This window comes from Pectobacterium carotovorum, from assembly GCA_016415585.1.
GTDB classification, from domain to species: Bacteria; Pseudomonadota; Gammaproteobacteria; order Enterobacterales; family Enterobacteriaceae; genus Pectobacterium; species Pectobacterium carotovorum_K.
Window position 1 is genome coordinate 2,686,074 of sequence record CP066552.1, and the last position, 15,071, is coordinate 2,701,144.

The following is a 15,071-nucleotide window of genomic DNA, read 5'->3' on the forward strand; positions in this document are numbered from 1 at the left end:
AAATAAATCTTAATAACCCGTATCATAGCATAAGCCCCTGTCGTGCCGCAGCCCTTCCCGCCATCGGTCAGGCCATGCGGCAACCGCCAATTGGGAATTATGTGTTACGCGTCAGGAAATTAATCGCCTGCCGAATATCGCGGGTACGCGGCGTCGGCGGTAGGCTGTTAAGGAACACGGCACCATACGGACGCATCACCAGTCGATTATCGCAAATCACAATCACACCGCGATCATCGACATCACGGATGAGTCGTCCGACGCCTTGCTTCAGGGTAATCACCGCATCGGGAACCTGCACATCGTCGAAAGGCTCACCACCGCGCAAGCGGCAGTCTTCAATACGCGCCTTGAGCAGCGGATCGTCCGGCGAGGTAAACGGCAGTTTATCGATAATGACGCAGGAGAGCGTATCGCCGCGCACATCCACGCCTTCCCAGAAGCTGCTGGTCGCCACCAGCAAGGCATTACCCGCCGACACAAATTGCGACAGCAGTTGCGCCTTGCCAGTTTCGCCCTGTAACAGCACCGGTAGCGTCAGTGTAGCGCGGAATTCGGCTGCCAAATCGCGCATCATCTGATGCGAGGTACACAGCATAAAGCAGCGCCCCTGATTCGCCTCGATCAACGGCTGCAACATCGCCGCCAGCCTTTTTGCCGCACCGGGACGATTGGTTTCCGGCAAGTTACGGGGGACGCAGAGCAGCGTCTGATTAGCATAATCAAACGGGCTGGGTAACAGGAGCGTGTTCGCGTTATCCAGCCCCAGCCTATCGGTGAAGTGGAAGAGTTGGTCGTTAACCGACAGCGTCGCGGAGGTAAACACCCAAGCAGCAGGCTTCTCTTTTATTAATTCACGAAAGCGATCGGAGACGGACAACGGCGTCAGCGCCAACACGAAATGGCGTGAATTACATTCGTACCAGTAGCTGTAACCCGGTAGCTGCACGTCTTTCAGCCGTTTCAGGCGGTTGCGATAAAGCGTGGCGCGCTCAAAGGCGGCATCCAGCAGCGCTGAACGCCCGAGCGACAGTTTCGCGACGTCGTAACACAGCTCCAGCGCATCATCCAGCAGCACCAGCGCACGCTGAAGCGACGGCTGTTCGAGCACATCGCGCAGATTACCGCGAAATCCCGGATCGCCCAGCGCCAGCCGAAAATCCTGCGTACTTTGCGTCAGGCGATCGGCACTTTTTTGCAGTTGAGAAGCGTCACGCACTTCGGTGCGGTAAGCAATGATGATGTCTTTCGCCAGATCCAGCAGTTGGCGGCTGGAAAGCTGTTGGCCGAAATATTGGCTGGCGATATCGGGAATTTGGTGGGCTTCATCGAAAATGACGACGTCACTTTCTGGGATCAGCTCGGCAAAACCGCTCTCCTTCACGACCATATCGGCCAGATAGAGATGATGGTTGACCACCACGATATCGGCATCCATCGCTTTACGTCGTGCTTTCACCACGAAGCACTCTTTATAGTGCGGGCAGTCGCTGCCCAGACAGTTATCGTTGGTGCTGGTCACTAACGGCCAGATCGCGCTGTCTTCTGCCACGCCAGAACAGGTCGTAACGTCGCCCTCCGTCGTTTCTGACGACCAGCCGCGCAGCCGAACCAGTTCGCTCAGCGTTTCACCGGGTAAATCACCGCCGCCCAGCGATTGCTGTTCGAGCCGTTCCAGACAGAGGTAGTTCGAGCGACCTTTCAGCAGCGCTAATTTGCCTTTGTACTTCAGCGCCTGCGCGATCGTCGGTAAATCGCGGCTATAGAGCTGATCCTGTAGCGCTTTCGAACCGGTCGAAATGATGACTTTTTTATCAGAACGCAAGGCGGGCGCAAGGTAGGCATAGGTTTTACCGGTTCCGGTTCCCGCTTCCACCACCAACGCCGTTTTATCGTCGATGGCCCGCATGACTGCCTGCGCCATCTGTCGCTGTGGCTCACGAGGCTTGAAGCCCGTGATCGCTTTCGCCAGCGCGCCGTCATTAGCAAAATCATCAATTACACGATCGTTCGTCACGCCTGCTCTCTTTTTCAAGGGAATGCTTTTACTCGTCATACTTCAAGTTGCGTGTGCGTTGGCTGCGCTCGGTCACCCGAATCACTTACCTGAGTAAGCTCATCGGGATTCCCTCGCTTGCCGCCTTCCTGAAACTTGAATTATTTAGAGTAAATTTGTAAGCCGCTGACCGTTTCAGGCCGTGGCAAAATATCGCGCTGATTATGCCAAGAGTCACCCGACGCTACCACCCTAAATCAGGAAAGCGTGCCGGAACCTGCTGTGTTAGGCTTGGCGGCTGGTATTGATTGATGTCACTATTTTAATTATCCCCACATGGAGAACCCCCACCTCATGGCGATCACACGAATTAATCCTGAAGCACGTTGGTCAGACGCCGTCATCCACAACAACACGCTCTATTACACCAGCGTACCGGAAAATCTGGATGACGATGCACAGGCGCAAACGGAAAACGCGCTGGGCGCGTTAGATGCGATCCTACTACAGGCGGGAACGGATAAGAGCAAGCTGTTAGACGTGACGATTTTTCTCGCCGATGCGGATGATTTTGCTGCAATGAACGCCGCGTGGGATGCCTGGGTCGTGGCGGGTAGCGCGCCTGTACGCTGCACCGTGCAGGCTAAATTGATGCATCCGCAATTCAAAGTCGAAATCAAAGCGATAGCTGCGGTATAAGCCATCACCACTTTTATACCCTAAATAATTCGAGTTTCAGGACAAAACGTTAGCGTTTTGAACAGCGCTTGCGCTGACCCCGAAGGGGTGAGGCCACAAGGCCGAATAACGCGGCAATCGAAGGACAAATTCGTCGGGAACGAATTTGTCCAGCCAACGGCTGGCCTTCGGTGAGAGGCAGGATGTCTCTCATTTCATCCCGATGAGCTTACTCAGGTAAGTGATTCGGGTGACTGACAAATCTGCCAGAGGCAGGTTTGAACGCTGCTTGCAGCGGCCCCAACGGGGCGAGGTCCACGCAAGTGGAGCGAGTAACGTAGCCAACGCACATGCAACTTGAAGTATGACGGGTATAGGGGAGGCGTGGTTATTGCTCTTCTTCCTCTTCCCCATCGTCAAAATGGTGTTCTTCGTCGCTGTCATTAAATTCGTCATCATCTTCGTCAAACATCATCGCGACGGTGTCACCTTGATGATTCTGGCGGATCTCCGCCGCAACCAGTGCTATCGCCTGGCCGCTGCTCATGCCCTCAGACATCAGTTCCTGAATACGCTCTACAGCATCTTGTTGCTGTTTGTGCGTCAGCGCGGGCATACCTGCAATCATGATAATTCCCTAATTGATAAATTCGCACCTATCATCGCACGCCCGCTTCGACATACACCAGTGTTTCTGCTTTGTGGTACGCTGTAACCAGTAAAATCGACGCAACATCATAGAACAGACACAACACGACAAACATGACTGCCGCCAATACGACTCACGTAACCCCTACAAGCAATTCTGGCTCCACCGCTATCTATTACACGTTACCTTATTACCCGAGTGTGCTGCTCGATCGCTTTGCGCCTTTTTCCCAACAGCCGTGGGCGATGTTGCTGCATTCCGGGTTTGCCGATCATACGCACAATCGCTTTGATATTATGGTCGCAGACCCGAGAATCACGCTTTGCACGCACGGGGGCAAGACGGAAATTACACGTGACGGCGTCACAAATACCGTAGAAGGCGATCCGTTTACCTTATTGCAAGAGCAGCTTGATTCACTCTCGTTGCCCGCGGAAACACATCCTGATTTCCCTTTTCAGGGAGGCGCACTTGGCCTGTTCGGCTATGATTTGGGACGTCAGATTGAAACGCTGCCCGCACAGGCCGAACGGGACATCGACCTGCCGGATATGGCGGTGGGTCTATACGACTGGGCGCTGGTTGCCGACCACCATCGGCAGACGTTAACGCTGATCGTACATCATTCCCTTCAGGCAAAGCTCGACTGGTTAGCGACTCCGCCCGTTAACGCCCCAAAAGCCGATTTCAGCCTTACCAGTAGTTGGCAGCCGAATATGTCACGCGAGGCGTACGGCGAAAAATTCCGCAAAATACAGGACTACCTTTTGGCGGGAGACTGCTATCAGGTCAACCTGGCACAGCGCTTTTCCGCGGCTTACGATGGTGATGAATGGCAGGCATTTTTACGACTGTCAGCAGGCAATAAAGCGCCCTTTTCCGCTTTCCTGCGCCTGCCGAAAAATACCGTCATCAGCGTATCGCCGGAACGTTTTCTCTGGCTGGAAAATCAGCGCATACAAACGCGCCCGATTAAAGGCACACTGCCGCGTCTCGCAGACCCGAATGCCGATAAACAACAGGCGGTGCGGCTCGCTAATTCGGAAAAAGATCGCTCAGAAAACCTGATGATTGTCGATCTCCTGCGTAACGATATCGGTCGTGTCGCGGTGCCGGGCAGCGTCCGTGTGCCGGAGCTGTTCGTCGTCGAACCTTTCCCCGCGGTGCACCATCTGGTCAGCACCATTGAAGCACTGCTACCGGAAGATTGCCCTGCAACCACGCTGCTACGCGCCTGTTTCCCCGGCGGTTCGATTACCGGCGCACCCAAAATCCGCGCCATGCAGATTATTGAAGAGCTGGAACCTCAGCGCCGCAATGCCTACTGCGGCAGCGTCGGCTATATCAGCCTGTGCGGCACCATGGATACCAATATCACCATCAGAACGCTATTAACCGAACGCGGCAGAATCTACTGCTGGGCGGGTGGCGGCATCGTCGCCGACAGTCAGGAACAGGCTGAATATCAGGAAACGTTTGATAAAGTGGGTCGTATTCTTCCCCTGCTGAACGGCACCCAAACAATCCAGGTATCAAATAAATGAGTGAGATCGCTTTGCCGCCAACGGCTTTTGCGCTGAATGACTTTATTACGCGCTTTCAGTTACAGCTTCCGCCATCGCTGCGGCCTGTGCACCAGCAGCGTCAGGCTGCGGTGCTGGTGCCGATTATTTGTCACCCTACACCCACGCTGTTGTTGACCCGACGTTCTGCCGATCTGCGTAAACATGCTGGGCAAGTGGCGTTCCCCGGCGGGGCGGCGGATAAAGAAGATCGTTCAATTATTGAAACGGCGCTGCGTGAAGCGCAGGAAGAAGTGGCTATCCCGCCAGAAAATGTCCAGGTGCTGGGCGTATTACCGCCGTTGGATAGCGTAAGCGGTTTTCAGGTCACACCCGTCGTCGGGCTGATCGCCCCACAGACCCGCTTTCATCCCAATGAAGATGAAGTCGCCGAACTGTTTGAAATGCCGCTGGACGAGGCCTTCGCGCTAACGCGCTATTACCCGCTGGATATCGAACGCAAGCAGCAGCGCCATCGCGTTTATCTTTCCTGGTACCAGCAGCAGTTTGTCTGGGGGCTAACCGCCGCCATCATCCACCAGCTCGCCTTACAGATTTCCGACAGGCCCTAATAAGCTCAATGCCGCGTTCAGCGGCGTTTAGCCCACCACTTCTTTTCCTTCACTAAATATCCCTATTCTAAAAGCGGCCTTTGCGATCAAAAACCACCCAGACATAGCATTTACAATGACTTAGGTCGTATTTAGGATAAGTTAAATTATGCAATGACATAAGTTTATTTCATGCGAAAAAGAAAGCCACACAACATATTCCACACTACAATAGCGCGATTTAACGAGTTTTATTCTAATCTTTGGGTATATATCCACTAAAATTCAGGTCATGTCTCGCTGGAACCGAAATCATCAGATAATTAGCAGCATAACTATCTGATTGTGATGAAGGAACTGGATGCTGGCGACCAGATAATAAAGAGTGGGTACGACCTTGAGTCTTTAAGGAGTTTCGCGTGATAAGCGTTTTCGACATGTTTAAGATCGGTATTGGCCCCTCTAGCTCTCATACGGTTGGACCGATGAAAGCCGGTAAGCAATTTGTCGATGAATTGATCAACCTGGACCGACTGACCGCGACCACGCGCATTGCCGTCGATGTGTATGGCTCACTGTCGCTGACGGGTAAAGGCCACCATACGGATATCGCTATCATTATGGGTCTGGCGGGCAATATGCCAGATACCGTGGATATTGATGCCATTCCCGGTTTCATCCGCGATGTTGAGCAACGCGAACGCCTGCTGCTGGCTAACGGGCAGCATGAGGTCGATTTCCCACGCGAAGGCGGTATGGTTTTCCGCAGTGAAAATCTGCCGTTGCACGAAAACGGTATGACCATCACCGCATTTGCCAGCAATAAAGAAATCTATAGCAAAACTTACTACTCTATCGGCGGCGGCTTCATCGTTGATGCGGAGAGTTTCGGTAAAGACGCCACCACCGACGTATCCGTTCCCTATACCTTCAATTCCGCCAAAGAGATGCTGGATCACTGCAAACAGAGTGGCCTGTCGCTTTCCGGAATGGTGATGCGTAACGAGCTGGCGCTGCACAGCCGTCAAGAGATTGACGCCTACTTTGCCGATATCTGGCAGACAATGCGTGCCTGTATCGATCGCGGTATGAACACCGAAGGCATATTGCCCGGCCCGCTGCGCGTGCCACGTCGTGCATCTGCGCTGCGCCGTATGCTGGTGTCGTCCGATAAGCTATCCAATGACCCGATGAACGTGGTGGACTGGGTCAATATGTTCGCGCTGGCGGTGAATGAAGAGAACGCCGCAGGTGGACGTGTGGTTACCGCACCAACGAACGGTGCATGCGGTATCGTCCCTGCCGTTCTGGCCTATTACGATCACTTCATCGAGCCTGTTAGCCCGACCATTTACATCCGCTATTTCCTTGCGGCAGGCGCGGTCGGCATTCTCTACAAAATGAACGCCTCCATCTCCGGTGCCGAAGTCGGCTGTCAGGGTGAAGTCGGCGTAGCCTGCTCCATGGCGGCAGCTGGGTTGGCAGAGCTGATGGGCGCGAGCCCGGAACAGGTTTGCGTCGCCGCCGAGATCGGTATGGAACACAATCTGGGCTTAACCTGCGATCCGGTTGCAGGTCAGGTACAAGTTCCGTGCATAGAACGTAACGCAATTGCTTCCGTTAAAGCGATTAACGCCGCCCGTATGGCCACCCGTCGCACCAGCGAAGCACGCGTCTCACTGGATAAAGTAATTGAAACCATGTACGAAACGGGTAAAGACATGAACGCCAAATACCGCGAAACCTCACGGGGCGGGCTGGCGATCAAAGTGCAGTGTGATTAACGCACACTGTAATTAGAAAGCCGTGTGATAAGTCATCACCCTGTTTCTGCTTTTATTTCCATCGATGAAAAAGCCCCGCCACATTGGCAGGGCTTCATTTTGTCATCTACTTGTGCAGAACGACTTACGCATCTTCATCTTCTTCCCGATCGACAATACGTTCTACACGCACCAGTTCAATACGGTATTCGGACACGTTGATGATATGGAAGCGCAGGTTGTACAACTCAATGATGGCACCGACTTTCGGGAACTCATCACTATGCGCCAACAGCATTCCTGCCAGTGATGCATACTCTTCCTTCGGATCAACCAGCTCGCTGCTATCCACCACCTGTTGTAAAGCGTGTAGATCCGTTCCGCCTTTCACCAGCCAACCTTCGCCGTCTGGGATGATATCCAGAGTTTCGTCTTCATCCGGGAACTCACCCGCGATCGCTTCCAGCACGTCCAGTGGCGTGACCAACCCTTGCACCACACCAAATTCGTTGGCAATGATGACCAGGCTACCTTTCGCACGACGCAGAACGGGCAGCAGGTTAATCACATCCAGCGTTTCCGGCACGACGATAGGTGGGTTAGCCGCCGCAAAACTTTCCACATCAGTCTGTGTTTCCAACACCACCAGCAGATCCTTGGCACGGACCACGCCGATAATTTCATCCAGCGACCCGCGACAGATTGGGAACAGGCTGTGAGGCGTATCCAGCAATTGCATGCGGATCTGTTCGACAGAACTTGCACTATCCACCCAGGAAATTTCAGTCCGCGGCGTCATCACGCTGCGCAGTGAACGCGAGGCTAACGTCAGCACACCGCTGATCATATTGCGCTCTTCTTCGGCGAATTCCTCGGTTGTGAGCTTCTTCTGCGGTTCATCCGCATCCACGTTGTCCGTGTTTTTCCGTGAGCCCATCAGGCGCAGAATGGCCTCTGCGGTACGTTCACGCAAAGGACGGTGCGACTGATGCTTCATAAAGTTATGACGGGCAATCTGGTTAAACATTTCGATCAGAATAGAGAAGCCAATCGCCGCGTACAGATAACCTTTCGGAATATGGAAGCCAAGACCTTCCGCCATCAGGCTCAAACCAATCATCAGCAAGAAGCTGAGACACAGGACAACTACCGTTGGATGCTCGTTGACAAAGTTGGTCAACGGTTTAGAAGCAATCAGCATGACGCCCATTGCGATGATCACCGCCGTCATCATGACGCCCAGATGATCTACCATGCCCACCGCAGTAATCACGGCATCCAGCGAGAACACAGCATCCAGCACGACGATCTGTGCCACCACGGCCCAGAAACTCGCGTGGGCGCGATTGCCGTTGCCATCGTGCGTTTTATTCTCTAGCCGTTCATGCAGCTCCATCGTGGCTTTGAACAAGAGGAACACACCGCCGAACAGCAAAATCAGGTCACGACCTGAGAAACTGAAATCGCCAAGGCTAAACAATGGACGCGTCAGTGTGACCATCCAGGAAATCAAAGACAACAGACCCAGACGCATTAACAGCGCCAGGCTTAAACCGATAATGCGGGCTTTATCTCGCTGTTTGGGGGGTAATTTATCCGCCAAAATGGCGATAAACACCAAATTGTCGATACCCAGAACAATTTCAAGTACCACCAGCGTCAATAGGCCTGCCCAGATTGAAGGATCTAGCAAAAATTCCATGTCAGACTCCAGAAAATGAACGAGCGGATGACATCAATGCATGAGCCGCATTGAATGGTAATAAAAAGAGTTTGTGTGAATCAGAGAGATTCTGAATGTGGCCTGAGTGACCAACTGAGTACAGAAAACCGCCGGCATTAGCGGGAAAACAGAGAACGTTTTGTCGGTGACAGTCCATGGGAAGGGCTGATGCCCAGTGCTCCTAAGCAATTTAAAGGAGGTTTACTTTAACAGGTTGTTACCAATTCTCACAAAGAATTTCTTAGACCAGCTTTGCATTGATAACACGCTAAAATTTACAGATTTCGCTTATATCAGTTTTAGCCCACAGCTTAAACTGGTCAGCATTAGAGCATCATCACACTATTTATTTTTTCGACAACTAAAATAAATCTGTCAGTTACGATTTCTCGCCTGACAACTTGTTGGAGGAACACGGTGAATTTTCGGGATTTTACATAGGTAAGTAACTGGGGGAGCGGAGACTCTGCAACGCTCAGAGATGAGTCGAGCATTGCCAACGCACAAGCAATTTGAAGTATGACACGAAGATACCGCGACGGTTAACGTTTTCACGACCGAAACGCTAACTTGGTTTCCTGACACATTGACTCTTTTTTGATCGTGAACGTGAGGAGGTAACAAGTGAGTATTGCAATTATGTTATGCACTCACGGTGCTACTGCGGGACCGCTGTTAAAGACAGCAGAAATGATCCTTGGCGAGCAAAGTAATGTCGCTTGGATCGATTTCATCCCTGGAGAAAACGCCGAAACATTGATAGAAAAATATCAGGAAAAGCTCACGCAGTTAGACACGTCGCAAGGCGTACTGTTTCTCGTTGATACTTGGGGCGGCAGCCCGTTTAACGCCGCCAGCCGCCTTGTCACCGATAAAGAAAACCACGATGTTATTGCCGGCGTGAATATCCCTATGCTGGCGGAAACCTTTATGGCTCGGGATGACAACCCTTCCTTCTCCGCTCTGGTTTCTATCGCCCTGGAAGCCGGTAGAGATGGCGTAAAAGCGCTAAAGCATCAGGAAGCCGCCAAAGCCACGTCCCCTTCTTCTCCACCGCCCCCAAAAACCAACGCCATACCCACACCGGCAGGACCCGGCGAACACATGAAGATTGGGCTGGCTCGTATCGACGACCGCTTGATTCATGGTCAGGTCGCCACCCGCTGGACGAAAGAAACCAATGTTTCGCGCATTATTGTTGTCAGCGATGAAGTCGCCGCCGATCACGTGCGTAAAACGTTGCTGACTCAGGTTGCGCCGCCGGGCGTTACCGCGCACGTAGTGGATGTGGCAAAAGCCGTTCGTGTTTATGACAACCCAAAATATGCCGCCGACCGCGTGATGCTGCTGTTCACCAATCCGACGGACGTATTAACGCTGATCGAAAATGGCGTAAACATCACCTCGGTCAATATTGGTGGGATAGCATTCAAACAAGGGAAAACACAGGTGAATAATGCCGTTTCTATCGATGAGAAGGATATTGCAGCATTCCGTGAATTAGATAAGCGCGGTATTGAATTGGAGGTGCGGAAGGTATCAACCGATTCTCGGATTAAAATGATGGACTTGATTAACAAAATGCCGCGTTGATGCCCTGTCACAATGCGAGGATTCTTAACGCAAATATCACCATCAATAATAGTCTTATAGACCTGATGATTTTTAAATATGCATTTATGTCGATATTGAAAAGCTTTATGTCGACATAGAAAACGTTACGTTGACCTTGAAAATCAATGGGGATGGCGATTTATTTTACTCAGACACATTTTATAGGAGAAGTACGATGGAGATTACCACACTTCAAATTGTGCTGATATTTCTCGTCGCGTGTGTTTCGGGGATGGGTTCGATTCTTGATGAATTCCAGTTCCACCGTCCACTCGTCGCTTGTACGCTGATTGGCGCAGTATTAGGCGATTTAAAAACCGGGATCATTATCGGCGGTACACTGGAAATGATCGCATTAGGCTGGATGAACATCGGTGCGGCAGTCGCACCGGATGCGGCTTTGGCTTCCATTATCTCAACCATTCTGGTTATTGCTGGTGGTCAGGGGATCGGCGCAGGGATCGCCTTGGCGATTCCGCTCGCTGCCGCAGGGCAAGTATTAACCATCATTGTTCGTACCATCACGGTCGCATTCCAGCATGCAGCAGACAGCGCGGCAGAGCGAGGTAATCTAACAGCCATCAGTTGGATTCACGTCTCGGCTCTTTTGCTTCAGGCCATGCGTATCGCGATTCCTGCAGTGATCGTCGCTATTTCCGTCGGCACTGACGCCGTCCACGCCATGCTGAACTCCATCCCGGAAGTCGTGACTAACGGCCTGAATATCGCCGGAGGGATGATTGTCGTCGTCGGTTACGCGATGGTCATCAACATGATGCGTGCGGGCTACCTGATGCCATTCTTCTATCTTGGCTTCGTGACCGCCGCGTTCACCGAGTTCAACCTGGTGGCGCTGGGCGTAATCGGTATTGTGATGGCCGTGCTGTATATCCAGCTCAGCCCGAAATATAACAAAGTTCAAGGCCAGCCGGTTTCATCAGGCAATAACAACCTTGATAACGAACTGGATTAACAGGAGTGAGAAAAATGGTCGAAAACACGAATGTCAAAAAACTCACTGACAGCGACATCCGCGCGGTGTTTATCCGTTCCAACCTGTTTCAAGGCTCTTGGAACTTTGAACGTATGCAGGCACTCGGCTTCTGTTTTTCCATGGTGCCGGTGATCCGCCGTCTTTATCCTGAAAATTCGGAAGAGCGTAAACAGGCGATCAAGCGCCATCTGGAGTTCTTCAACACGCAGCCGTTTGTTGCTGCCCCGGTGCTTGGCGTAACGATGGCAATGGAAGAACAACGCGCTAACGGCGCCCCCATTGACGATGCAGCGATAAACGGCCTGAAAGTCGGGTTAATGGGTCCATTGGCAGGTGTCGGCGACCCAATATTCTGGGGCACCGCCCGTCCAGTATTCGCCGCACTCGGTGCAGGGATTGCCATGAGCGGTAGTCTATTAGGGCCAATCCTCTTTTTCGTCCTATTTAATCTAGTTCGCCTGCTGGTGCGTTACTACGGCGTCGCCTATGGTTACCGTAAAGGGATCGATATCGTCAGCGATATGGGCGGCGGTTTACTGCAAAAAATGACCGAGGCAGCCTCTATTCTCGGGCTGTTCGTCATGGGGGCTTTGGTCAATAAATGGACTCACGTCAACATTCCGATGGTGGTATCAACAGTGACGAACCAAAACGGGGAAACCACGGTCACCACTGTTCAATCCATCCTTGACCAGCTTATGCCGGGGCTCGTTCCGCTACTGCTAACATTCGGTTGTATGTGGCTGTTACGGCGCAAGGTGAACGCACTATGGCTGATTATGGGCTTCTTCGCGATTGGTATCTTCGGGTACTGGATCGGCCTGCTCGGCGTGTAATATTCAATGGCTGGCCGCCAATACGGTCGGCCATTTTTTATGACGGACAAGAATGTCCGTCACCCTGCGGGTCGTCGCAAGCGACGTTGAAACACGTTCCCTACGTTTTTTATTATTAGGTTCTTAACGAGCAAGGTTAAAATGGATGACAATGACTGATATCACGCTAGTCGTGTTGATTGCATTAGCACTGATTTATGCCATCTATGATGAGTTCATCATGGATAAATTCAAAGGGAAAACCCAGCTCCTCGTCCCTCTAAAACGGATGAATCGCCTCGATACGCTGATTTTTATCGGCTTAGTAGGGATTCTTATTTATCAGAATGTGATGAGTAATGGCACCATTCTCGCCACCTATCTTTTGATTTCTCTAGCCTTCATGGCGTTTTATCTGGCCTATATTCGTCGCCCTAAACTGATATTTAAACCAGCCGGATTCTTTTATGCGAATATATTCATTCCTTATGCAAGAATTAAAAATATGAATCTATCTGAGGATGGCGTATTAGCCATAGGCCTTGAGAAACGGCGTTTATTAATTCAGGTTGCCCAGATTGATGATTTAGAAAAAATATATCAATTTATGATTGACAATCGATGAGGTAAACTTATCAAACGGATTATTTCAAATAATCCGCGAATATAAATCTCATTTTTTGATGATATTTAACCCCAGTAACATTGGCGTTATTTTACACGATCTATTACCGCCAACAATCAAATGAAAATAATTATCAATTGCATTATTAACACTTAAAACTTTTAGTGTTGTTTACGCTATAAATAATATGGTAAGGTTGCGCCGTCATTGGGGAGTAGCCGATTTCTGATTAGTCGTTATTCATAGTAGCTAGTCAGAAATGCTCGTATCAACATACTCGTTTTACCTTCTATTTCCGGGGCATGAAACGTGGTGCGGGCGGCCAAGCGTGATTGGCAGGCGAGACCATAGACACGTAAGATCGTCGTTCGGGTTGGGGATGATCTGCGTGTATATGGTTAATCGTCCAGCCGAGGCTATTTACAATGAATATGTCAGCAACTCTTATCTTAGCATTTGGTATGTCAATGGATGCCTTCGCCGCGTCAATCGGTAAAGGTGCCGTACTGCATAATCCCCGTTTCCGCGATGCCATCCGTACTGGACTCATTTTTGGCGTTATCGAAGCTATCACCCCGCTCATCGGCTGGGCACTTGGTTTTTTTGCCAGCCAATATATTCTCGAATGGGATCACTGGGTTGCCTTTACGCTGTTATTGATTCTGGGTGGTCGCATGATCGTTGAAGGCCTCAAAGGTTCTTCAGACTGCCGCTGCGAAAAAGTCAAAAATCATAGTCTGGCGCTGTTAATCTGTACCGCCGTCGCCACCAGCCTGGATGCCATGGCAATCGGTGTCGGTCTGGCCTTCCTTCAGGTCAATATTTTCCATACCGCGATGGTGATAGGCTGCGCTACCATGATTATGGTGACGCTTGGGATGATGATTGGCCGCTATATCGGTCCGATTCTCGGCAAAAAAGCAGAAGTGATGGGCGGGTTGGTTCTGATTGGCATCGGCTGCAATATCCTGTATGAACACCTCGGCTACGCCGCCTGATATACCCGTCATACTTCACGTTGCTTGTGCGTTGGCTGCTCTTACTCACCCCAGTCACTTACTTGTGTAAACTCCTGGGGATTAATGAGCTTCATTTATGAAACTCACCCTTCGGGCCAGCACTAGCGCTGTTCAAATCGGTTAGAACCGATTTGTCGTGCGGTTGCCGCCTTCACGCAACGCGAATTATTTAGGGTATTAAAACAAGACTTACATCAACGGGCAGCCCGATTATCACGCTGCCCGTTTTTTATTCTTCTCGATTACGCTACCGCACCGCCATCAATGCGCTGATGCAAGCGGATAATAAAGTCCGTTTCACAACGAAATGCGGTAGCCGCCTGCAGTCGCTCGCTAACGTCTGGCGTTGCTCGCCAGGCAAAGGGCGTCATTTGCAATAGCGCCGCAGCTTCACTCCCAGATAACTGCATCGGATACGCGAGCGTTTGCTGATCCATAAGCTGAAAGCCGGCGAGCGCTTCACCTTTGTTCGGATGCAGCAACACCTCATCGTAGACTTCCGCTTTCAGTTGATAAAGATGCCGAGGCCCCGGAGACACCGTCACCACCCAACCACCAACCTTAATGGTGCGCTGTAGCTCCGCGTCATTACACGGCGCGTAAATTTTTACCACAGCATCAAGGGATTCGTCGCGAAAAGGCAGTCTCTGGCTGGATGCAACGCAAAACTCAACGTTTTCATATCGCTTTGCCGCGCGCTGAATCGCCGCTTTGGACACATCCAGTCCGTAGATCGTCATCGTTCTGTGCGATATAAGACGATGCGCCAGCTCCGCGGTGTAATACCCTTCACCACAGCCGATATCCAACAGCGCAGCAGCGTCATCCGCCACAATACGATCTACGTGCTGCGCAACGGCGTCACGTAGCGGTTGATAGTGGCCAGCCTCCAAAAAGCTGCGTCGTGCCTGCATCATTTCGGCACTATCACCAGGCTGTTTCGAACGTTTAAACTGTACCGGCAGCAGGTTGACGTACCCTTCTCTCGCACAGTCAAAGTTATGTTTACCACACGTCCATTGCCGCGGGTGTCGCTCCAGAGGTAACTGGCATAGCGGACACTGATAGCTCATCGGCACATT

General features: G+C 51.4%; 13 protein-coding genes. 9 read left to right on the forward strand and 4 right to left on the reverse strand.

Annotated features, from left to right (window positions below; genetic code table 11):
* Positions 1-97 precede the first annotated feature (97 nt).
* The gene (locus tag JFY74_11805; GenBank protein QQG26824.1) at positions 98-2,056 is read right to left on the reverse strand and encodes an ATP-dependent DNA helicase; all 1,959 of its coding nucleotides are present in this window, start codon (positions 2,054-2,056) and stop codon (positions 98-100) included.
* A 294-nt stretch (positions 2,057-2,350) separates the two neighbouring features.
* On the opposite strand from JFY74_11805, the gene JFY74_11810 reads away from it, so the two are divergent.
* Complete coding sequence (locus JFY74_11810; GenBank protein QQG26825.1) at positions 2,351-2,695, forward strand: RidA family protein; 345 nt, start codon at positions 2,351-2,353, stop codon at positions 2,693-2,695.
* Between the two features lie 367 nt (positions 2,696-3,062).
* On the opposite strand, the gene JFY74_11815 is transcribed toward JFY74_11810, so the two are convergent.
* Positions 3,063-3,302 (reverse strand): YoaH family protein, encoded by a 240-nt coding sequence (locus JFY74_11815; GenBank protein ID QQG26826.1) that lies wholly within the window; start codon positions 3,300-3,302, stop codon positions 3,063-3,065.
* 134 nt (positions 3,303-3,436) lie between these two features.
* Here JFY74_11815 and pabB point away from each other — a divergent pair, with 134 nt between their 5' ends.
* The 3 genes from pabB to sdaA all read left to right on the forward strand — a co-directional run bounded on the left by pabB (position 3,437) and on the right by sdaA (position 7,220).
* Positions 3,437-4,867, forward strand: a complete 1,431-nt coding sequence (gene pabB / locus JFY74_11820) for an aminodeoxychorismate synthase component 1 (GenBank protein QQG26827.1) — start codon at positions 3,437-3,439, stop codon at positions 4,865-4,867.
* A complete protein-coding gene (locus JFY74_11825; GenBank protein QQG26828.1) occupies positions 4,864-5,457 on the forward strand; it encodes a CoA pyrophosphatase in 594 nt (197 codons plus the stop codon). The genes pabB and JFY74_11825 overlap by 4 nt, the downstream gene beginning before the upstream one ends.
* 398 nt (positions 5,458-5,855) lie before the next feature.
* Positions 5,856-7,220, forward strand: a complete 1,365-nt coding sequence (sdaA, locus tag JFY74_11830) for an L-serine ammonia-lyase (protein QQG26829.1) — start codon at positions 5,856-5,858, stop codon at positions 7,218-7,220.
* Between the two features lie 124 nt (positions 7,221-7,344).
* On the opposite strand, the gene JFY74_11835 is transcribed toward sdaA, so the two are convergent.
* Positions 7,345-8,901 (reverse strand): TerC family protein, encoded by a 1,557-nt coding sequence (locus JFY74_11835; GenBank protein QQG26830.1) that lies wholly within the window; start codon positions 8,899-8,901, stop codon positions 7,345-7,347.
* A gap of 645 nt (positions 8,902-9,546) precedes the next feature.
* Here JFY74_11835 and manX point away from each other — a divergent pair.
* The 5 genes from manX (at position 9,547) to mntP (ending at position 13,968) form a co-directional block, all read left to right on the forward strand.
* Positions 9,547-10,515: a PTS mannose transporter subunit IIAB gene (gene manX, locus JFY74_11840; GenBank protein QQG26831.1), complete on the forward strand. Its 969-nt coding sequence runs from the start codon at positions 9,547-9,549 to the stop codon at positions 10,513-10,515.
* A 196-nt stretch (positions 10,516-10,711) separates the two neighbouring features.
* The gene (locus JFY74_11845; protein ID QQG26832.1) at positions 10,712-11,509 is read left to right on the forward strand and encodes a PTS mannose/fructose/sorbose transporter subunit IIC; all 798 of its coding nucleotides are present in this window, start codon (positions 10,712-10,714) and stop codon (positions 11,507-11,509) included.
* Positions 11,510-11,523: 14 nt separating this feature from the next.
* Positions 11,524-12,366: a PTS mannose transporter subunit IID gene (locus JFY74_11850; GenBank protein QQG26833.1), complete on the forward strand. Its 843-nt coding sequence runs from the start codon at positions 11,524-11,526 to the stop codon at positions 12,364-12,366.
* Positions 12,367-12,511: 145 nt separating this feature from the next.
* Positions 12,512-12,970 (forward strand): DUF986 domain-containing protein, encoded by a 459-nt coding sequence (locus tag JFY74_11855; protein ID QQG26834.1) that lies wholly within the window; start codon positions 12,512-12,514, stop codon positions 12,968-12,970.
* 425 nt (positions 12,971-13,395) lie between these two features.
* Positions 13,396-13,968 (forward strand): manganese efflux pump MntP, encoded by a 573-nt coding sequence (gene mntP / locus JFY74_11860; protein QQG26835.1) that lies wholly within the window; start codon positions 13,396-13,398, stop codon positions 13,966-13,968.
* A 263-nt stretch (positions 13,969-14,231) separates the two neighbouring features.
* Here the strand turns inward: mntP and rlmA are convergent, their stop codons facing one another.
* The gene (gene rlmA / locus JFY74_11865; protein QQG26836.1) at positions 14,232-15,062 is read right to left on the reverse strand and encodes a 23S rRNA (guanine(745)-N(1))-methyltransferase; all 831 of its coding nucleotides are present in this window, start codon (positions 15,060-15,062) and stop codon (positions 14,232-14,234) included.
* Positions 15,063-15,071: the final 9 nt, after the last annotated feature.